This window comes from Cellulomonas sp. HZM, assembly GCF_000708885.1.
Lineage (GTDB): Bacteria > Actinomycetota > Actinomycetes > Actinomycetales > Cellulomonadaceae > Cellulomonas.
In genome coordinates this window covers 117,552-135,957 of sequence record NZ_JEOE01000007.1, presented here as the reverse complement: position 1 = coordinate 135,957, position 18,406 = coordinate 117,552, and the positions used below count along the sequence as shown (strand labels likewise).

17 protein-coding genes are annotated in these 18,406 nt (G+C 74.4%); 12 read left to right on the top strand and 5 right to left on the bottom strand.

Annotation, left to right across the window (positions count from 1 at the left end; all coding sequences use genetic code 11):
* Positions 1-154 precede the first annotated feature (154 nt).
* On the bottom strand, positions 155-874 hold the full coding sequence (locus AW16_RS0106345; protein WP_029289109.1) for an IclR family transcriptional regulator: 720 nt from the start codon (positions 872-874) through the stop codon (positions 155-157).
* A 74-nt stretch (positions 875-948) separates the two neighbouring features.
* Here AW16_RS0106345 and leuC point away from each other — a divergent pair, with 74 nt between their 5' ends.
* From leuC to AW16_RS0106320, 5 genes are all read left to right on the top strand, one after another.
* Entirely contained in the window at positions 949-2,403 is a 1,455-nt protein-coding gene (leuC, locus tag AW16_RS0106340; protein WP_029289107.1) for a 3-isopropylmalate dehydratase large subunit, read from the top strand.
* A gap of 24 nt (positions 2,404-2,427) precedes the next feature.
* A complete protein-coding gene (gene leuD / locus AW16_RS0106335; protein ID WP_029289105.1) occupies positions 2,428-3,099 on the top strand; it encodes a 3-isopropylmalate dehydratase small subunit in 672 nt (223 codons plus the stop codon).
* Positions 3,100-3,294: 195 nt separating this feature from the next.
* Entirely contained in the window at positions 3,295-4,611 is a 1,317-nt protein-coding gene (gene murA, locus AW16_RS0106330) for a UDP-N-acetylglucosamine 1-carboxyvinyltransferase (RefSeq protein WP_029289104.1), read from the top strand.
* 43 nt (positions 4,612-4,654) lie between these two features.
* Positions 4,655-5,419 (top strand): 1-acyl-sn-glycerol-3-phosphate acyltransferase, encoded by a 765-nt coding sequence (locus tag AW16_RS0106325; RefSeq protein ID WP_029289103.1) that lies wholly within the window; start codon positions 4,655-4,657, stop codon positions 5,417-5,419.
* Positions 5,416-6,453, top strand: coding sequence for an NAD(P)H-dependent glycerol-3-phosphate dehydrogenase (locus AW16_RS0106320; RefSeq protein ID WP_034648196.1), 1,038 nt, complete (start codon positions 5,416-5,418; stop codon positions 6,451-6,453). Before AW16_RS0106325 ends, AW16_RS0106320 begins: the two co-directional genes overlap by 4 nt.
* A gap of 3 nt (positions 6,454-6,456) precedes the next feature.
* Here AW16_RS0106320 and AW16_RS0106315 read toward each other — a convergent pair whose 3' ends face one another.
* Positions 6,457-7,614, bottom strand: coding sequence for a PLP-dependent aspartate aminotransferase family protein (locus tag AW16_RS0106315; RefSeq protein WP_051681712.1), 1,158 nt, complete (start codon positions 7,612-7,614; stop codon positions 6,457-6,459).
* Between the two features lie 128 nt (positions 7,615-7,742).
* On the opposite strand from AW16_RS0106315, the gene AW16_RS0106310 reads away from it, so the two are divergent.
* Positions 7,743-8,930, top strand: coding sequence for a D-alanine--D-alanine ligase family protein (locus AW16_RS0106310; protein ID WP_081861494.1), 1,188 nt, complete (start codon positions 7,743-7,745; stop codon positions 8,928-8,930).
* Between the two features lie 21 nt (positions 8,931-8,951).
* Here the strand turns inward: AW16_RS0106310 and AW16_RS0106305 are convergent, their stop codons facing one another.
* Entirely contained in the window at positions 8,952-9,422 is a 471-nt protein-coding gene (locus AW16_RS0106305; RefSeq protein ID WP_029289097.1) for a DUF3515 family protein, read from the bottom strand.
* A gap of 104 nt (positions 9,423-9,526) precedes the next feature.
* Between AW16_RS0106305 and AW16_RS0106300 the strand changes: the two genes are divergently transcribed.
* Positions 9,527-10,489 carry a thiamine-phosphate kinase gene (locus AW16_RS0106300; RefSeq protein WP_029289095.1) on the top strand — a complete coding sequence of 321 codons (963 nt, stop codon included), beginning with the start codon at positions 9,527-9,529 and terminating at the stop codon, positions 10,487-10,489.
* A 49-nt stretch (positions 10,490-10,538) separates the two neighbouring features.
* On the opposite strand, the gene AW16_RS0106295 is transcribed toward AW16_RS0106300, so the two are convergent.
* Both AW16_RS0106295 and rpmB read right to left on the bottom strand, forming a co-directional pair.
* On the bottom strand, positions 10,539-11,063 hold the full coding sequence (locus tag AW16_RS0106295) for a GNAT family N-acetyltransferase (protein WP_029289093.1): 525 nt from the start codon (positions 11,061-11,063) through the stop codon (positions 10,539-10,541).
* A gap of 101 nt (positions 11,064-11,164) precedes the next feature.
* Positions 11,165-11,356: a 50S ribosomal protein L28 gene (gene rpmB / locus AW16_RS0106290; protein ID WP_029289091.1), complete on the bottom strand. Its 192-nt coding sequence runs from the start codon at positions 11,354-11,356 to the stop codon at positions 11,165-11,167.
* A gap of 289 nt (positions 11,357-11,645) precedes the next feature.
* Here rpmB and AW16_RS17580 point away from each other — a divergent pair, with 289 nt between their 5' ends.
* From AW16_RS17580 to rsmD, 5 genes are all read left to right on the top strand, one after another.
* Positions 11,646-13,115: a DAK2 domain-containing protein gene (locus AW16_RS17580; protein WP_051681711.1), complete on the top strand. Its 1,470-nt coding sequence runs from the start codon at positions 11,646-11,648 to the stop codon at positions 13,113-13,115.
* Between the two features lie 2 nt (positions 13,116-13,117).
* The gene (locus AW16_RS0106280) at positions 13,118-15,388 is read left to right on the top strand and encodes an ATP-dependent DNA helicase RecG (protein WP_231495965.1); all 2,271 of its coding nucleotides are present in this window, start codon (positions 13,118-13,120) and stop codon (positions 15,386-15,388) included.
* A gap of 69 nt (positions 15,389-15,457) precedes the next feature.
* Positions 15,458-16,159: an ABC transporter ATP-binding protein gene (locus AW16_RS0106275; RefSeq protein WP_029289086.1), complete on the top strand. Its 702-nt coding sequence runs from the start codon at positions 15,458-15,460 to the stop codon at positions 16,157-16,159.
* Positions 16,156-17,787 (top strand): DUF6297 family protein, encoded by a 1,632-nt coding sequence (locus AW16_RS0106270; protein ID WP_231495964.1) that lies wholly within the window; start codon positions 16,156-16,158, stop codon positions 17,785-17,787. Before AW16_RS0106275 ends, AW16_RS0106270 begins: the two co-directional genes overlap by 4 nt.
* A complete protein-coding gene (gene rsmD / locus AW16_RS0106265) occupies positions 17,784-18,380 on the top strand; it encodes a 16S rRNA (guanine(966)-N(2))-methyltransferase RsmD (RefSeq protein WP_029289083.1) in 597 nt (198 codons plus the stop codon). The genes AW16_RS0106270 and rsmD overlap by 4 nt, the downstream gene beginning before the upstream one ends.
* Positions 18,381-18,406 lie beyond the last annotated feature (26 nt).

Genomic DNA, 18,406 nt, shown 5'->3' with positions numbered 1-18,406 from the left:
CCCCGCCCGCGCGCGCACGGCGCAGCGGGTGGCATCTGGCTCGCGTGAGCAGCCAGATGCCACCCGCTGCGGGCGTGCGGACTGGCCGTCCGGGCGTGCTCGCCGGTCCGGACGCCCTGAGGCGGTCCGGTCGCGAGGCCGGGGCAGGCGAGTCTCAGTCGCCTGTGCGGCGCAGCACCTCGGTCAGCCGGTTGGCCGCCGAGACGACCGCGGCCGCGTGCAGGCGACCCGGCTGGCGCGACAGGCGCTCGAGCGGGCCCGAGACCGAGACGGCCGCGACGACGCGCCCCGAGGGCCCGCGCACGGGCGCCGAGACCGACGCGACCCCGACCTCGCGCTCCGAGACGGACTGGGCCCAGCCGCGGCGGCGGACGCCGGACAGGATCGTCGCGGTGAACTTGGCGCCCTGCAGCCCACGGTGCAGGCGGTCGGGCTCCTCCCACGCCAGCAGGACCTGGGCGGCCGACCCGGCCTGCATCGTCAGCGTCGCGCCGACGGGGATCGAGTCGCGCAGGCCGATGGGCCGCTCGGCGGCAGCCACGCAGATGCGCTGGTCGCCCTGACGGCGGTAGAGCTGCGCCGACTCGCCCGTGTGGTCGCGCACCGCTGCGAGCACGGGGCCGGCCGCGGCGAGCAGGCGGTCTTCGCCCGCGGCCGTCGCGAGCTCCGACAGGCGGGGGCCGAGCACGAAGCGGCCCTGCATGTCACGCGCCACGAGGCGGTGGTGCTCGAGCGCCACGGCGAGGCGGTGCGCCGTCGGGCGGGCAAGATGGGTGGCGGTGACCAGCTGTGCGAGGGTCGCCGGGCCGGCCTCGAGAGCGCTGAGAACGGACGCGGCCTTGTCCAGCACGCCGACTCCGCTAGAGTTGTCCATAGGTCGATATTGGCGTCTCGCAGGCTGAGATGCAAGCGACACCCCCCGGATGGACGAGAGACAGGACCCGAAAGATGGCCGGAACGCTGGCAGAGAAGGTCTGGGACGCGCACGTCGTGCGTCGTGGCGCGGACGGCGCACCCGACCTGCTCTACATCGACCTCCACCTCGTGCACGAGGTGACGAGCCCCCAGGCGTTCGAGGGTCTGCGCCTGGCCGGCCGCCCCGTGCGCCGCCCGGACCTCACGCTCGCCACCGAGGACCACAACACGCCGACGCTCGACATCGACCGCCCGATCGCCGACGCGACGAGCCGCACGCAGATCGACACGCTGCGCAACAACGCCCAGGAGTTCGGCGTGCGCATCCACTCGCTCGGTGATGCGGACCAGGGCATCGTCCACCAGGTCGGTCCGCAGCTCGGCCTCACGCAGCCCGGACTGACGGTCGTCTGCGGCGACTCGCACACCTCGACGCACGGCGCGTTCGGGGCCCTCGCGTTCGGCATCGGGACGTCCGAGGTCGAGCACGTGCTCGCCACGCAGACGCTGCCTCTCGCACCGTTCAAGACCATGGCGATCACGGTGGACGGGGAGCTGCCCCCCGGCGCCACCAGCAAGGACATCATCCTGGCGATCATCGCCAAGATCGGCACCGGCGGCGGCCAGGGCTACGTCCTGGAGTATCGCGGCGAGGCGATCCGCGCGCTGTCGATGGAAGCGCGCATGACGATCTGCAACATGTCGATCGAGGCGGGTGCGCGCGCCGGCATGATCGCGCCGGACGCGACCACGTTCGAGTACCTCAAGGGCCGCCCGCACGCGCCCGAGGGTGCCGACTGGGACGCCGCGGTCGAGTACTGGTCGACCCTGCGCAGCGACGACGACGCCGAGTTCGACGTCGAGGTCGTCCTCGAGGCCGCCGACCTCGAGCCGTTCGTCACGTGGGGCACCAACCCCGGGCAGGGTCTGCCGCTGTCGGCGTCCGTCCCGGTCCCGGAGAACATCGCGGACGAGAACGAGCGCGTCGCCGCCGAGCGTGCGATCGAGTACATGGGCCTGACGCCGGGCCAGCCGCTGCGCGAGATCCACGTCGACACCGTCTTCATCGGCTCGTGCACCAACGGTCGCATCGAGGACCTGCGCTCGGTCGCCAAGGTGGTCCAGGGCCGCAAGAAGGCCGACGACGTGCGCGTGCTCGTCGTCCCGGCCTCGGCGCGCGTGCGCCTGCAGGCCGAGGCCGAGGGGCTCGACAAGATCTTCCTCGACTTCGGTGCCGAGTGGCGCAACGCGGGCTGCTCGATGTGCCTGGGCATGAACCCGGACCAGCTCGCACCCGGCGAGCGCTCGGCGTCGACCTCGAACCGCAACTTCGAGGGCCGCCAGGGCAAGGGTGGCCGCACGCACCTCGTCTCGCCGCTCGTCGCCGCCGCCACCGCCATCCGCGGCACCCTCTCGTCGTACGCCGACCTGGGCACCGGCACGCCGGCGCCCGACGGCACGCCCCTGGCCGACCTCCAGACGGTCTGACCCGGAAGAACCAAGGAGAAGACCATGGAGAAGTTCACCCAGCACACCGGCGTCGGCGTCCCGCTGCGGCGCAGCAACGTCGACACCGACCAGATCATCCCGGCGGTCTACCTCAAGCGCGTGACGCGCACCGGCTTCGAGGACGCGCTCTTCGCGGCGTGGCGCGGGGACCCGGCGTTCATCCTCAACCAGGACGCGTACCGCAGCGGCTCGGTGCTCGTCGCGGGCCCCGACTTCGGCACCGGCTCTTCGCGTGAGCACGCCGTGTGGGCCCTCAAGGACTACGGCTTCCGCGTCGTGATCAGCGCGCGCTTCGCCGACATCTTCCGCGGCAACTCGGGCAAGCAGGGCCTGCTCGCCGCGCAGGTGGCGCAGGAGGACATCGAGCTCATCTGGAAGATCCTCGAGACGCGTCCGGGCACGGAGGTGACCGTGGACCTCGAGTCGCGCACCATCACGTGCGACGACGTGGTCGTGCCGTTCCAGGTCGACGACTACACGCGCTGGCGCCTGCTCGAGGGGCTCGACGACATCGGCCTGACGCTGCAGCACGCCGACGAGATCTCGGACTTCGAGGCGGCCCGCGAGTCGTGGCGTCCCGCGACGCTGCCCGCCAAGCACCTGCCGCCGGTCGAGATCAAGGCCGCACGGCCGGTCGGTGTCCCGGTCGAGATCGGCACCCGTCCCGGCCTCTGAGCGGGTGCGAGGGGCACGACGACGCGACGGCGCCGGCCCGCGGGGGAGCACCCTGCGGGCCGGCGCCGTCGCCGCTAGCGTGAGCGGCGACCGCCGAACCGGTTCGTGGACCCGGTTTGTGAAGGTCGTGCGCAAGGCATGAGATCCGGCGCGGTACGTGCACCAGCACGTGCCCGGGTGGGGGACGATGGTGCGATGAGCGACCTGCTGTACGTCAACGGCGGCACGCCCCTCAAGGGCGAGATCACCGTCCGCGGGGCCAAGAACTTCGTCTCGAAGGCGATGGTGGCCGCGCTGCTGGGGGAGACCCCGAGCGTCCTGCGCAACGTCCCGCAGATCCGGGACGTCGCCGTGGTCACCGGCCTGCTCGAGCTGCACGGTGTGCGGGTCGACGCCGACGCCAAGGCGGGCACGCTGCACCTGGACCCGACCGACGTCGAGACCGCGCACGTCGCGGACATCGACGCGCACGCGGGCTCGAGCCGCATCCCGATCCTGTTCTGCGGCCCGCTGCTGCACCGGCTCGGCGAGGCGTTCATCCCCGACCTGGGTGGCTGCCGCATCGGCGACCGACCCATCAACTACCACCTCGACATCCTGCGCCAGTTCGGCGCGGTCGTGGAGAAGCAGGCCGCGGGCATCTACCTGCGCGCTCCTCGTCGGCTGCAGGGCACCAAGATCGCCCTGCCGTACCCGAGCGTCGGCGCGACGGAGCAGCTGCTTCTGACGGCGGTGCGCGCCGAGGGCATCACCGAGCTGTCCAACGCGGCGATCGAGCCCGAGATCATGGATCTCATCAACGTCCTGCAGAAGATGGGCGCGATCATCTCGGTCGACACCGACCGCGTGATCCGCATCGAGGGCGTGGACCGGCTCGAGGGCTACCAGCACACGGCGCTGTCGGACCGCATCGAGGCGGCGTCGTGGGCGTCCGCGGCGCTGGCCACGGGCGGCGACATCTACGTGCGGGGGGCGACGCAGCCCGAGATGACGACGTTCCTCAACACGTTCCGCAAGGTCGGTGGCGAGTTCCGCGTCGACGACGAGGGGATCCAGTTCTGGCACCCGGGCGGCGACCTGCGCTCGATCCAGCTCGAGACCGACGTGCACCCCGGCTTCATGACGGACTGGCAGCAGCCGCTCGTGGTCGCGCTCACGCAGGCCAAGGGGCTGTCGATCGTGCACGAGACGGTGTACGAGAACCGCTTCGGGTTCACGGACGCCCTCGTCGGCATGGGTGCGACGATCCAGGTGTACAAGGAGTGCCTGGGCGGCCGGCCGTGCCGGTTCGGGCAGCGCAACTTCTACCACTCCGCCGTGATCAGCGGCCCGACGCCGCTCGCGGCCGCCGACATCGAGGTGCCGGACCTGCGCGGCGGGTTCAGCCACCTCATCGCGGCGCTCACCGCGAAGGGCACGAGCCAGGTCCGGGGCATCAGCCTCATCGACCGGGGCTACGAGCACTTCATGGACAAGCTCGACGCCCTCGGCGCCGAGTTCGGCCGCGACTGAGCGCTCCCGGGACGGCCACGGCCACCCGGTAGCATCGCTTCCCGTGCACTCCCCAGCCCGGTCCAACCGCTCCTACCGCAACGTCGCGCGCGTCCTGCGCCCGATCCTGCTGGTGATCACCAAGCGCCACTGGAGCGGCGTGGAGAACCTGCCGACCGACCGCGGCTTCATCGTCGCCGCGAACCACATGAGCAATGTCGACCCGGTGACGTTCGCGCACTACCTGTGGGACAACGGGTTCGCCCCGAAGATCCTCGCCAAGGCGCCGCTGTTCAAGGTCCCGTTCGTCGGGTGGGTGCTGGCCAAGACCGGTCAGATCCCCGTCCACCGCAACACGGTCTCGGCGGGTGAGTCGCTCAGCGCGGGGGAGAAGGCGATCGCCGACGGCGAGTGCGTCGCGGTGTTCCCCGAGGGGACGCTCACGCGCGAGCCGGACCTGTGGCCGATGGCCGGCAAGACCGGTGTGGCTCGCCTGGCGCTCGCGTCCCGGGCGCCCGTCATCCCCGTCGCGCAGTGGGGTGCGCAGGACCTCCTGGGGCGGTACAAGAAGCTGTTCAAGCCGATCCCGCCGAAGAACATCACGATCGTCGCCGGGCCTCCCGTGGTCCTCGACGACCTGTACGGCCGGCCGATGGACAACGCCACGCTCAGAGAGGCGACCGAGCGCGTGATGACCGCGATCACCGAGCTGCTGGAGGGCATCCGGGGCGAGAAGGCACCCGCCGTCCGCTACGACATGCGGCGTCCGGTGCCGCCCGGCGAGACCCGGGTCGGCGGCGACCACGCGACGAAGCCGGAGCTCCCGTGACCGCCGACCGCCACGTCCCGCTCGACCCCGCCCCGCTGCGCGCAGCCGTGCTCGGCGCCGGGAGCTGGGGCACGACCTTCGCGATCGTGCTCGCCGACGCGGGCTGCGACGTCACGCTGTGGGGCCGCGACGAGAAGGTGGTGCGCGAGGTCGTCGAGCAGCACCGCAACGAGCGGTACGTGCCGGGCGTCGAGCTGCCGACGACGATCACCGCGACGACCGACCCCCGCGAGGCCGTGGCCGACGCCGACCTCGTGGTCGTCGCCGTGCCGTCGCAGAGCGCGCGCACGACGCTCGAGCCGCTGCGCGACGCGATCGGCCCCGACGCGGTCGCCGTGTCGCTCATGAAGGGTGTCGAGCTGGGCACGGACCGGCGCATGAGCCAGGTCGTCGCCGAGTCGCTGGGGCTGCCCGACGAGCGCATCGCGGTGGTGTCCGGCCCCAACCTGGCGCGCGAGATCGCGCACCGCCAGCCCACGGCGACGGTCGTCGCCTCGACGAGCGACGCGACCGCCCAGCTCGTCGCACGTGCGTGCGCGTCGTCGTACTTCCGCCCGTACACCAACCTCGACGTCGTGGGCGTCGAGCTGTGCGGCGCGGTGAAGAACGTCATCGCCCTCGCGGTCGGCATCTCGCAGGGTCGCGGGCTCGGGTTCAACACGATGGCGACCGTCATCACGCGCGGCCTCGTCGAGATCACGCGGCTCGGCGTCGCGCTCGGCGCGGACCCCGAGACGTTCCCCGGTCTCGCGGGCATGGGCGACCTCATGGCGACGTGCGCGTCACCCGACTCGCGCAACCACACGCTCGGCGGGCACATCGGGCGCGGCATGACGCTCGAGGAGGCCGTCGCGGCGACAGGCGGGACGGCGGAGGGCGTGAAGTCGTCGCGCTCGGTGCTCGAGCTCGCGGAGTCGCTCGGCGTCGAGATGCCGATCACGCACGCCGTGGTGCGCGTCCTGCACGAGGGGCTGCCGGTCGACGAGCTCGCGCCGCTCCTGCTGGCCCGCCCGCACAAGGCCGAGGGCGTCTGACCCCTAGCGCGACGCGTCGAGCGCCACGTCGAGTGCCAGGTCGAGCGCCACGGCCAGGTCGGCCCACAGGTCCTCGACGTCCTCGATGCCGACCGACAGGCGCAGCAGGTCGGCGGGGACCGTGAGCGACTCCGTCGCGAACCGCCGCCGCCGCTCGAGGCTCGACTCGACGCCGCCCAGGCTGGTCGCGGGGACCCACAGCCGCAGCGCGTCGACGAGCGCGTCGGCCGCGGCGACGCCCCCGCGCGGGCGCAGGCCGATGATCGACCCGAACCCGTCCATGGTGCGTGCCGCGAGCTCGTGCCCGGGGTCGTCGGGCAGGCTCGGGTGGCGGACCTGCGCGACCGCGGGGTGCTGCTGCAGGCGACGTGCGAGCTCGGCGGCGTTCGCCTGCGAGCGCTCCACACGCAGCGCGAGCGTGCGCACCCCCCGTAGCGCGAGCCACACCTCGAACGGCCCCGCGATCGCACCGTGGGTCGTGCGGTACGCGTGCAGGCGCGCGTGCAGCTCGTCGTCGTCGGCCAGCACCGCACCGAGGACCACGTCGGAGTGCCCCGCCAGGTACTTCGTCACGGAGTGCACGACGACGTCCGCGCCCAGCGTGAGCGGCCGCTGCACGAGCGGGGTGGCGAACGTGTTGTCGACCCCGACGAGCGCGCCGGCGGCGTGCGCGCCCTCGATCAGCGCGGGCAGGTCGGCGACCTCGAGCATCGGGTTGGTCGGCGACTCGACCCACAGCATCGAGGCCCCCTGCGCCGCCTCGAGGACGGCGTCGGTGTCGTCGATGTCCACCACGACCACCTCGACGCCGCAGCGCTCTGCGAGGTCCCGCGCGTAGCCGAGCGTGACCTGGTAGGCGTGGCGTGGCACGACGAGGCGTCCCCCGGCCGGGACGAGGGAGAACGCGGCGGCGATCGCGGCCATGCCGGAGCCCGTCACGAGCGCGGGATGGCGTGAGGACTCGAGGTCCCCGAGCACCTGCTCGAACGGGTGCCACGTCGGGGCGTCGATGCGCGTGTACAACGGCTCGCCGGGCCCCGGCACGCCCTGCGACACGTACGTGGACGCGAGCACGAGCGGCGGGTTGACGGGCGCCCCCTGCACGCGGTCGGGCCGACCGCCCGTCACGGCGAGGGTCGCGGGCTTCACGTCGTGGTCCACGACGAGCAGGTTACGTGCTGCGAGCGTGCGGAGGGCCCGCGCGCCGCTGCCGACGCCGGGACGCGCACCGGGACGCGCACCGGGACTGCGGCGCGGTGCGTGGGTGCGTCCGGGTAGGGTCGGGCCCGATGAACGCCGCACAGCCGCACCCGGCCACCGACCCGAGCACGCAGCCCGGGCCCGACGACGCCGGGTGGGTGATCGAGCAGCGCCGGCCCCGTGTGATGGTGCTGTTCGGGGGACGCTCGGGCGAGCACGCGATCAGCTGCGCGACCGCGGGCGGGGTCCTGCGTGCGCTCGACCGCGAGCGGTACGACGTCCTGGCGGTCGGCATCACGACCGCCGGCCGTTGGGTGCTCGCGGCCGACGACCCCGACCGCTGGGCGATCACCGAGGACCGGCTCCCGCACGTCGAGGACACCGCCGAGCACGTGCTGCTGCCGCAGGCGGTGGACGACCGCGAGGTCCAGGTGCTCGTGCCCGGGGCGCTCCCGCAGGACATCGGCACGGTCGACGTCGTCTTCCCGCTCCTGCACGGCCCGTTCGGCGAGGACGGCACGCTGCAGGGCATGCTCGAGCTGGCCGACGTGCGCTACGTCGGTTCAGGGGTGCTCGCGTCCGCGGTCGGCATGGACAAGCACATGATGAAGCTCGTGCTGGCCGGCAGCGGGCTCACGGTCGGGCCGTACGTCGTGCTCGCGCCCGGCGAGTTCGACCGGGACACCGCTGCGGCGACGGCCAAGGTCGAGGCGCTCGGCCTGCCGCTGTTCGTCAAGCCCGCGCGTGCCGGCTCGAGCCTCGGCATCAGCCGCGTCGACGACCTGGCCGACCTCCCCGCGGCGATCGAGGCCGCAGCGCAGCACGACCCGAAGATCGTCGTGGAGGCCGGGATCGTCGGCCGCGAGATCGAGTGCGGCGTGCTCGGTGGGCACGGCGCCGACCGCGCGCGCGCATCGCTGCCCGGCGAGATCGTCGTCACCGGCCAGGACCACGCGTTCTACGACTTCGAGGCGAAGTACCTCGACGAGTCGGGTGTGCGGCTCGAGTGCCCGGCCGACCTGTCCGACGAGCTCGTCGCAGCCGTCCAGGACGTGGCCGTGCGCGCCTTCGAGGCGGTCGGGAGCGAGGGGCTCGCGCGCGTCGACGTCTTCGTCACGCCCGACGACCAGGTCGTCGTCAACGAGATCAACACGATGCCGGGCTTCACGCCGTTCTCGATGTACCCGCGCATGTGGGCGGCGTCGGGCGTCGAGTACCCCGAGCTGGTCGACGAGCTCGTGCGGCTCGCGCTCGAACGGCCCACCGGCCTGCGCTGAGCACCCCGGCCCGGGAGGTGCTCAGAGGCAGGAGCGCTTCTTCTGCGTCTGCGAGATCGCCGGACCCAGGTCGGCGAGGAACGACGTCGAGTGCTCGGCACGCACCGCGGCGGGCACGACGACCTCGACCGCCGGTACGCGTCCGTAGGTCGTGAACGTCCAGTCGCCCTCGTTCGGCGAGTCGGGCTTCGTCACCCAGTCGACGCTCGCTCCGCCCGGCGTGCCGACGGTCACGCAGCGGTCGGTCGTCGGGCCGAGCGGCTCGACCCCGCACCGCAGGACGATCGCCGCCTGCGGCGTGCCCCACGCCGTCGACGCCTGGGCATCGGTGTCCGCACGGTGCAGGCTCGCGAGCTCGTCCGGCGTGCTGAGCACGACCTGGGCGCACACCGGGTCGGTCGCGCTCGGCGCCACCTCGACCGGCACGGTGCTCGCGCACCCGGCGAGCAGCGCGAGCGGGAGGCAGGCGAGCAGGGCGGTGCGGCGGGTCACCCGGCCACGTTAGCCGCCCGGGGTGGGCGTCCCGGCGCCTGCGCGGTGCGCCGCGGCTGTGATCCCGGACGCACCGGCGTGCGCGCGTCGTCTAGCGTGGCGCCGTGAGCAGCCAGGGACCACGCGTCGCGGACATCGACGAGGAGGAGCTGCTCGCCAGGTTCGTGCCGCTGCTGCCGACGGGGTCCGCGACGATCGTGGGGCCGGGCGACGACACCGCCGTCGTCGCCGCGCCCGACGGCCGGTTCGTCGTGACGACCGACGTGCTCGTCGAGGACCGTCACTTCCGGCGGTCCTGGTCGACCGGGCGGGACGTGGGCCGCCGCGCGGCGGTGCAGAACCTCGCCGACGTCGCGGCGACGGGTGCGCGGCCGACGAGCCTCGTCGTGGCGCTCGCCGTGCCCGGCGACCTGCCCGTCGCGTGGGTCGAGGGCCTGGCGCGGGGTTTCGCCGACGCGTGCCGGCCGCTGGGTGTCGGAGTCGTGGGCGGGGACCTGTCGGGTGGGCCGGTGGTCGTCGTAGCGGTCACCGCGCACGGGGACCTCGAGGGACGCGCCCCGGTGCTGCGCTCGGGCGCCCGGCCGGGCGACGTGCTCGCGCACGCGGGTGCGCGAGGGTGGTCCGCCGCAGGTCTGGCGCTGCTGGAGGCAGGCGCTCGCGACGTCGCTCCAGCGCTCGTGGATGCCTACCTCGCACCGACCGTGCCCGTCGAGGCCGGCGCGCTGGCGGCGCTCGCGGGTGCGACCGCGATGCTCGACGTCTCGGACGGGCTCGTGCGCGACGCGGGACGCCTCGCACGAGCGAGCGGGGTGGTGCTCGACCTCACGTCGACGTTCGACGAGGACCGCGCGGTGCTCGATCCCGCGGCGCGGCGGTTCGGCGTCGACGCGGACGCATGGCTGCTCGCCGGGGGAGAGGACCACGGTCTGCTCGCCACGTTCCCGCAGGCCGCACAGCTTCCCCCCGGGTTCCGCGTCGTCGGGAGCGTTCGTGCGGGCGAACCCGGTGTACTGGTGCACGGGCGGTCGTGGGACGGGCCGCGCGGCTGGGACCACTTCGGCCGGTGAGCGGGTACGGCCGTCGTCAGGCCCGCGGGTACGGCCGTCGTCGAGGCCGTCAGTTGCGCCGGTAGCGCACCTCGAGCAGGTCGGCGCCGCCCACCTCGTCGATGCGCTCGACACCGTCCGCCTGGAAACCGTGCCGACGATAGAAGTGCCGCGCGCGCTCGTTGTCCGCCAGGACCCACAGCGTGATGCGCGTCTTGTCGCCGACCTCCGCGACGACCGTGCGCATGAGGTCGCGCGCGACGCCGTGGCCCCACGTGCCGGGATCGAGGTAGATCGAGTAGACCTCGCGGTCGCCGCGCGACGCGTCCTCGTCGCGGCTGGGACCGACGGAGGCAAAGCCCAGCACGCGCTCGGACGCCAGCGCGACCCAGGTACGGACCCCGTCCTGCGGGCCCCGCTCGAGGTAGCCCGCCCACTTCTCGGTCCGTGCCGCGGCGTCGAGGCTGTCGAGGTAGTCGGCCGGGACGATGCCCGCGTACGCCTCCTGCCACGACCGGACGTGCACGGCCGCGATCGCGGCGGCGTCGGCGGCGGTGGCGGTCCGGATCGACACGTCGTCGAGCTGCTCGGTCATGGCCTCACCCTGCCACATCGTGCAGGCACGACGAAGGCCCGCAAGGTGAACCTTGCGGGCCTTCCGTCACGACCCCTCGACGGGGCCGGGATGCGCTCGTCTCAGACGGCGCGCTGCACCTTGCCGGCCTTGAGGCACGAGGTGCAGACGTTGAGGCGCTTCGGGGTGCCCGCGACGACCGCGCGGACGCGCTGGATGTTCGGGTTCCAGCGGCGCTTCGTGCGCACGTGCGAGTGCGAGATGCTGTGCCCGAAGCTCGGGCCCTTGGCGCAGACGTCGCAGTTGGCAGCCACGATCTTCTCCTGTGTTCATCGGTCCGGGACCGTGACAGGTCCCGGAGCTTGCTTGGCAAGTCACGGTCGAACGCCGCCGCGGGGGCGGCGAAGCTGAAGGGGCGGCGCGCGCCCTGCGAGCGCCGCGAGGTGCCCGAAAGCCTCCGGGCAACCGGTCAAGATTAGCCCATCGGTCCGCGTCGCCCAAATGTCAGGGGGATGAGGCAGGGTGTCCTCCGGCGGACGGACGTCCGGGTGTCGTGCGCGGGTCCGGTCTGCGGATCCGCGCGAGAGGGCTGAGGTGGTGCGTGTGGGCGGGATCGTGCTCGACGACGCCGTCGCACGCGCCTGGGTAGCGGGGGCGCACGACGCGCTCTCCCGGGCGCGTGAGCGCATCGACGCCGTGAACGTCTTCCCCGTACCGGACTCGGACACGGGCACCAACGTCCTGCTGACCGTGGCCGGCGGGGCGCGGGCGGTCGACGACGCTCGTCCCGGCCCGGGCGCGGACGCCGTGCTCGCCGCGTTCGCGCGCGGCTGCCTGCGCTCGGCTCGCGGCAACTCGGGCGTCATCGTGAGCCAGTACGTCGCGGGCTTCGCGCGCCGGGTCGGGGCCGCCGCGGACGCGACGCAGGTCGCCGCGGCGCTCGGCTCCGCGGCCCGTGCGGCCCGCCAGGCGATGGCCGACCCGCAGGAGGGAACCGTCCTGACGCTCGCCGACGCGGTCGCGGACGCCGCGGCGGAGGCGGCGGCTGCGTCCGCTCCGCTGCCTGCACTGCTCGCGCAGGTGCTCGACGACGCGCGCGCGTCGCTCGGCGACATCAGCTCACGGCACCCGGTGCTGCGTCGCTCAGGCGTGCTCGACGCAGGCGCGTGCGCGCTGCTCGTCGTGCTCGACGCGCTCGCGGGCGCGGTCGCGGGCCGGCATCCGGGCCTGGGCTGGTTGCCCGCCGTGGGCTTCGAGGAGCAGACGGTCCAGCACGGCGACGGCGGCGCGTACGAGGTCATGCTGCTGGTCCGCGTGCCGCAGGACGCCGAGGTCGCGGGTCCGCTGCGGTCGGCGCTCGGCGCCGTGGGCGACTCCGTCGCCGTGGTCGGCGACCGGGACTGGCTGCACGTGCACGTGCACACCGACGACCCGGCCGCAGCGATCGCGGCGTGCGTGGTCGGACGCCGCGAGCAGGCGGTCGTGCGGCTCGTCGAGGGCGGGCACGGCCAGTCGGCCGACGAGCCCGCGTGGGGCGTCGTCGTGTGCACCCGGGCGCCCGCGCTCGCGGCCTGGTACGCCGCGACCGGTGCCGTGGCCCTCGTCGCGTGCCCCGAGGAACCGCTGCGGGCCGAGCACGTCGCGCGAGCGGTCGCGGACGCGGGCGGTGCACGCGTGCTCCTGGTGCCGGGTGACGCCGTCGACGACGCGGTGCTCGCCGAGGTCGCCGCCGTGCACGGTGACGGCGTGCGCGTCGCCCCGGCGCGCGGGGAGCTCGAGGCGGTGGTCGCGACGCTCGCGTCGGTCTCGAGCGCGGACCCCGCGGCGGGAGCGCGGGACGCGCTGACGCGTCTGCGGGTCGTGGCGTCGGTGGGCGACGCCGGCGTGGACGTCGTCGCCGACGCCGTCGCAGGCATCGACGGCATCGACGGCGGCGAGAGCCTGACCGTGCTGCACCGCGAGGCGTTCGACGACGACATGCGAGCGCGGGTCCTGGCGGCCGCGGGCGACCGCGAGGTCGCGTTCGTCGGCCCGACCGGGCGGGGGCCGCTCGTCGTCGTGGGGGTGGACTGACCGTGAGCGACGGCCTGCGGTACGACGACTCCGTGCTCGCGCCGTCGTCGAGCCCGCTGGACCGGCCCGTGGGAAGGCTCGCACCGCGCGCCGGGCCCGCGTTCGAGGCGCTCGGGATGCGCACGGCGGGCGACGTGCTGCGGCACTACCCGCGGCGGTACGCCGATCCCAGCACCCTCACGGACATCTCCGGGCTCGTCGTGGGGGAGATCGCCTCCGTCGTGGCCGAGGTGCGCCGCGCGACGATCAGGGTCGCGCGGCAGACCGGCGCACCGCGGGTCGAGCTCGAGATCACCGACGGCACCAGCACGCTGCGGTGCACGTTCTTCACCAAGCGCCAGCGCATGGCGCAGGCGATGCTCGCGTCGATGCGCCCGGGGAGGCGCGGGTTGTTCACCGGCAAGGTCTCCCTGTTCCAGGGGACGGCCCAGCTCACCAACCCGCGCCGGGACTGGTTCGACTCCGGTCCCGACGACGACGACGAGGACGCCGAGGCCCGCGTCGCAGCCGAGGCGGGATGGCCCACGCCGATCTACCCCGCGAGCGCGAAGCTCGAGTCGGCGAAGATCCGTGCCGTGGCGCGCGTCGTCGTCGAGCAGCTGCACGACGGTGACGTCGCCGACCCCGTGCCCGACGAGATCAGAGCGGCCCGCGGGCTCGGACCGCTGCTCGAGGCGTTGCGCGACCTGCACGTGCCGCGCGTCGAGCAGGACTGGCGCCGCGCCCGCCACCGGCTGCGGTACGAGGAGGCGTTCGTGCTGCAGGCGGAGCTCGCGCGTCGCCGCGCGCGAGCCGCGGCCGAGCCGGCCACCGCGCGCCCGCGGGTGCCCGGCGGCCTGCTGGACGCGTTCGACGCACGGTTGCCGTTCACCCTCACGGCCGGCCAGCGGTCCGTCGGCGACGAGATCGCGGCCGAGCTCGAACGGTCCGTGCCGATGCAGAGGCTGCTCCAGGGCGAGGTCGGGTCGGGCAAGACGGTCGTCGCGCTGCGCGCGATGCTGCAGGTGGTGGACGCGGGCGGTCAGGCCGCGCTGCTCGCGCCGACCGAGGTGCTCGCGGCGCAGCACGCGCGCACGCTGCGCGCGATGCTGGGGGATCTCGCGGAGGGCGGGCTGCTCGGGGGAGCGGAGCTCGGGACCCGCGTCGCGCTGCTCACGGGCTCCGCGGGTGCGGCGTCGCGTCGGGCCGCGCTCGCGGAGGCCGCCGGAGGTGGCGCGGGGATCGTGGTCGGCACGCACGCCCTGCTCTCGGCGCACGTGCAGTTCGCGGACCTCGGGCTCGTCGTCGTCGACGAGCAGCACAAGTTCGGTGTCGAGCAGCGCGACACGCTGCGGGCGAAGGCCGCGGCCGCCCCGCACCTGCTGGTGATGACGGCGACGCCCATCCCGCGCACGGTCGCGATGACGGTGTTCGGCGACCTCGAGACGAGCGTGCTCGACGAGGTCCCCGCAGGGCGCAGCGGCATCACGTCGTTCGTCGTGCCGGCGGACAACGACGTCTGGGTCGCGCGCACGTGGCGGCGCGTGCGCGAGGAGGTCGACCGGGGTGGGCGCGCCTACGTGGTGTGCGCACGGATCGACGGTGACGACGCCGACGGTGCCGACCTCGTCGCGGTCGAGCCCGTGACGCTCGGCGACGCCGACGCGACCCCACGCAGGCCGCTGCGTGCGGTGAGCGAGGTGGCCGAGGAGCTCCGCGGCCTGGCGGACCTGCGGGGGATCGGCGTCGGGGTGCTGCACGGACGCATGTCGTCCGAGGAGAAGGAGCGCGCGCTGGCCGACTTCGCGTCCGGTGCGACACCCGTGCTGGTCTCGACGACGGTGGTCGAGGTCGGTGTGGACGTGCCGGAGGCGACGGCGATGGTCGTCCTCGACGCCGACCGGTTCGGCGTCTCGCAGCTGCACCAGCTGCGGGGCCGGGTGGGGCGTGGCTCGGCGCCGGGCGTGTGCCTGCTCGTGAGCTCCGCGCCGCCCGGCTCGTCGGCGGACGAGCGCGTGCGGGCGGTCGCGCAGAGCTCGGACGGCTTCGCCCTGGCGGCCTTCGACCTCGAGCAGCGCGGCGAGGGCGACGTGCTCGGAGCGTCGCAGTGGGGCGCCGCGAGCTCGCTGCGGCTGCTGCGCGTGACGCGCGACGGCACGCTCATCGAGCAGGCCCGCACCGACGCGCGCACGCTCGTCGAGAGGGATCCCGAGCTCGAGGCGTGGCCCGCGCTGCGCTCCGCGATCGACGTGCTGCTCGCCGACAGCCGGGACGAGTTCCTGGACCGCAGCTGAGCAACCCGGCCGGGGGCGTCGTACGACGAGCGACATCCGACGTGCGACCGCACGGCTACCCTGGCCGACGTGCCGAAGAACGTCTCCCAGCCCGTCGTGCGCGCCCAGGACCTGCTCGTCGGCTACGGCGGTGCACCCGTGTGCGCGCCCGTGACGTTCACGCTGAACCTCGGCAAGGCCGTCGCGCTCGTGGGCGCGAACGGCTCGGGCAAGTCGACCGTGCTGCGCGCGGTCATCGGGCTGCTCGACCCCAGCGGCGGGAAGCTCTCGGTGCTGGGCGCCGAGGTCGACGAGCGGGACGTCGCGTTCCGCACGGCGGTCGCGAGCGTGCTCGACGACGACGCGTACTTCCCGGCGCTCACCGTCGCGGAGCACCTGTACCTCACGGCGCGCGGGCACGGCATGCTCGGGGCCGACGAGCTCGTCAGCAGGCTGCTCGAGGAGTTCGGGCTCGTGGAGCACGCGCGCTCGCTGCCCGTCGCGCTGTCCTCGGGTCAGCGCCGCCGGCTGCTGCTGGCGGCGGGCTTCGCGCGGCCGCGCTCGCTGCTGGTGCTGGACGAGCCCGAGCAGCGGCTCGACCGCGCGATGCGCGACCGCCTCGCGCAGCGGCTCGTCGACGAGAAGGAGGCGGGCGGTGCGGTGCTGCTCGCGACGCACGACCCCGACCTCGTGCTCGCGGTCGCGGACCGCGCGGTGCACGTCGCGGACGACGTGACGCGCGTCCTGCCGCCCGGGGAGGCCGCGACGCTCATCAGCCGGGAGAACCCGTGACCTCGGACCCGGTCGGCGAGCGGCAGGACGTGCCGGCGGTCTCGCCCGCCGAGGAGGGCGAGGTCCCCGACGCGCGCGCGATCCGTCGGTTCACCGCGCAGGCCGGCAACGCTCGCGGTGGCGCGAGCCTCGGTGCGCTCCTCTCGGACGTCTACTACGCGGTCATCACCCTCGCGATCGGCATCGGTCTGGCGCTCGGCGCGGCGCAGGCGCTGCGCGTCGCGCTGCCCGACGAGCCCGCGGTGCACGCGCCGCGAGGCCTGAGCCTGCCGACCCTGGTCGTGGTCCTCGTCGTCGGTCTCGCGGGCATCCTCGTCTCGCTCGCGGGCAGGCTCGGCCCCGTGGGGGCGGGGGGCGCCGAGGCGTCGTGGTGGCTCTCGCTGCCCGTGGACCGCCGCGGGCTGCTGCGGCCGGCCGCCAGGCGCCTGCCGGTGGTCGCCGCGCTCGTCGGCGCGGTCCTCGTCGCGCTGCTCGACGCGGGCCTGCTGAGCGACGCGGCGGGGCACGTCGCGCGCGTCGCCGTGACGGCCGCCCTCGCAGCAGCCGCGCTGGTGCTGTTGGCCGCCGTCCTGCAGTCACGCGGCGTGCGCAGGTCGACGACGGCGCTCGTGGGCGACCTCCTGCTCGCCGCCGCGCCCGTCGCCGCCGTCGTGCTCGCGCTCGGCGACTGGTCGGTGCGCAGCGTGCCGACCCTGCCGTGGGTCGGTGCCGCGGGTGCTGCCCTCGTCGTCGCCGCGCTCGCGGTGCTCGTCGACCGGCGCCTGGGTCGCATCCCCGAGCGCAGCCTGCGCGAGAGCGGCTCGGTCGCGACGCAGGCCGTCGGCGCCGCGGTCTCGCTCGACTCTCGCGAGCTCGGCCGAGCGCTCACCGACGGCGCCGCGGCGCCCGCCCGACGCCGGACCTCGCGCCTGCGCACGGCACGCGGCGCGGCGTCGGCGCTGGTCACGGCCGACCTCGTCGTGCTGCGCCGGTCCGTGCGCCACGTGGTGCAGATCCTGGTCGCGGCGCTCGTCCCCGTGCTGGTGACGAGCGTGCCGCAGCTCGCGAGCCCCTTCGGCGTCCTGCTGTCGGTGCTCGTAGCCGGCTACGTCGCGATGAGCGCGACCGGCGAGGGTGCGCGTCGCGCGCAGATGGCTCCCGTGCTGGACCGGCTGCTGCCGCTCGGCCTCAAGAGCGTGCGGCGGCTCCGGATGGTCGTGCCGGGTGCCGCGATGCTGCTCTGGTCGCTCGTGGCGTTCGCCGCGGTCGGGCGGTGGACCGGGGGTGTCGCGGGCTGGCTCGCGCTCGGCGTCGCGTCGACGCCCGTGTGGGCCGCAGCCGCGGTGCGTTCGTCGTACCGCCCGGCGCCCGACTGGTCGGGGCCACTCGTCTCGACGCCGATGGGCGCGCTGCCCACCGGTGTGGGGTCGGTGCTCGCGCGGGGGCCGGACGTCGTGGTGCTGGGGCTGCTGCCGGTGTGGGTCGCGATCCTGCTGCGGACGGTGACGCCGACGCTCGTGACGGTCCAGGTGCTGTGCGCGGTCGTCGCGGTGGCCGTGGCGTCGTCGACGGCGACCGGAACGTTGCTCGAGCGGATGACCGCGACGCAGGAGGAGCTCGAGAAGCAGCGCCGCGAGGCGACGAGGTGACGCGCGTCGTGGCCGGCACGGTCGGCGGTCGCGTGCTCGAGGTCCCGCGTGCCGGGACGCGGCCGACGAGCGAGCGCGTGCGCGAGGCGCTGTTCTCCCGGCTCGAGCACCTCGACGTGGTGCACGACGCGCGCGTGCTCGACCTGTTCGCAGGGTCGGGTGCGCTCGGGATCGAGGCGGCGTCCCGCGGGGCCGCCACCGTGACCCTGGTGGAGCACGCCGCGGCCGCCGCGCAGGTGTGCCGTCGCAACGTCGCGACGCTCGGGCTCGGCGACGTCGTCGTCGTCGCGGGAGAGCGGGCCGAGCGCTTCGTCGCGAGACCCGCGGCCGCACCCTGGGACCTCGTCCTCGTCGACCCGCCGTACGACCTCGCGCCGACGCTGCTCGCCCAGGTGCTCGCCGGGGTCGCAGGTGCGCTCGCGGACGGCGCCGTGCTCGCGGTCGAGCAGTCGGCCCGCACGCCCGAACCGGCTTGGCCGGACGGGGTGCGGCGCTTCGACCGGCGCGCGTACGGGGACACGGTCGTGTGGTTCGCCGAGCCCGCGACGCCCGACGCCGAGCCAGAGCCCGACCACGCCTCGCAGCCGCGCTGAGGCCGACGCACCGCCGTGCCGACGCG

What these genes read in the sequence shown, in the direction of transcription:
- AW16_RS0106345 (WP_029289109.1), bottom strand. Translation starts at nt 874, where the DNA reads ATGGACAACTCTAGCGGAGTCGGCGTGCTGGACAAGGCCGCGTCCGTT.
- leuD (WP_029289105.1), top strand. Translation starts at nt 2,428, where the DNA reads ATGGAGAAGTTCACCCAGCACACCGGCGTCGGCGTCCCGCTGCGGCGC.
- AW16_RS0106295 (WP_029289093.1), bottom strand. Translation starts at nt 11,063, where the DNA reads ATGACCGAGCAGCTCGACGACGTGTCGATCCGGACCGCCACCGCCGCC.
- murA (WP_029289104.1), top strand. Translation starts at nt 3,295, where the DNA reads ATGAGCGACCTGCTGTACGTCAACGGCGGCACGCCCCTCAAGGGCGAG.
- leuC (WP_029289107.1), top strand. Translation starts at nt 949, where the DNA reads ATGGCCGGAACGCTGGCAGAGAAGGTCTGGGACGCGCACGTCGTGCGT.
- AW16_RS0106310 (WP_081861494.1), top strand. Translation starts at nt 7,743, where the DNA reads ATGAACGCCGCACAGCCGCACCCGGCCACCGACCCGAGCACGCAGCCC.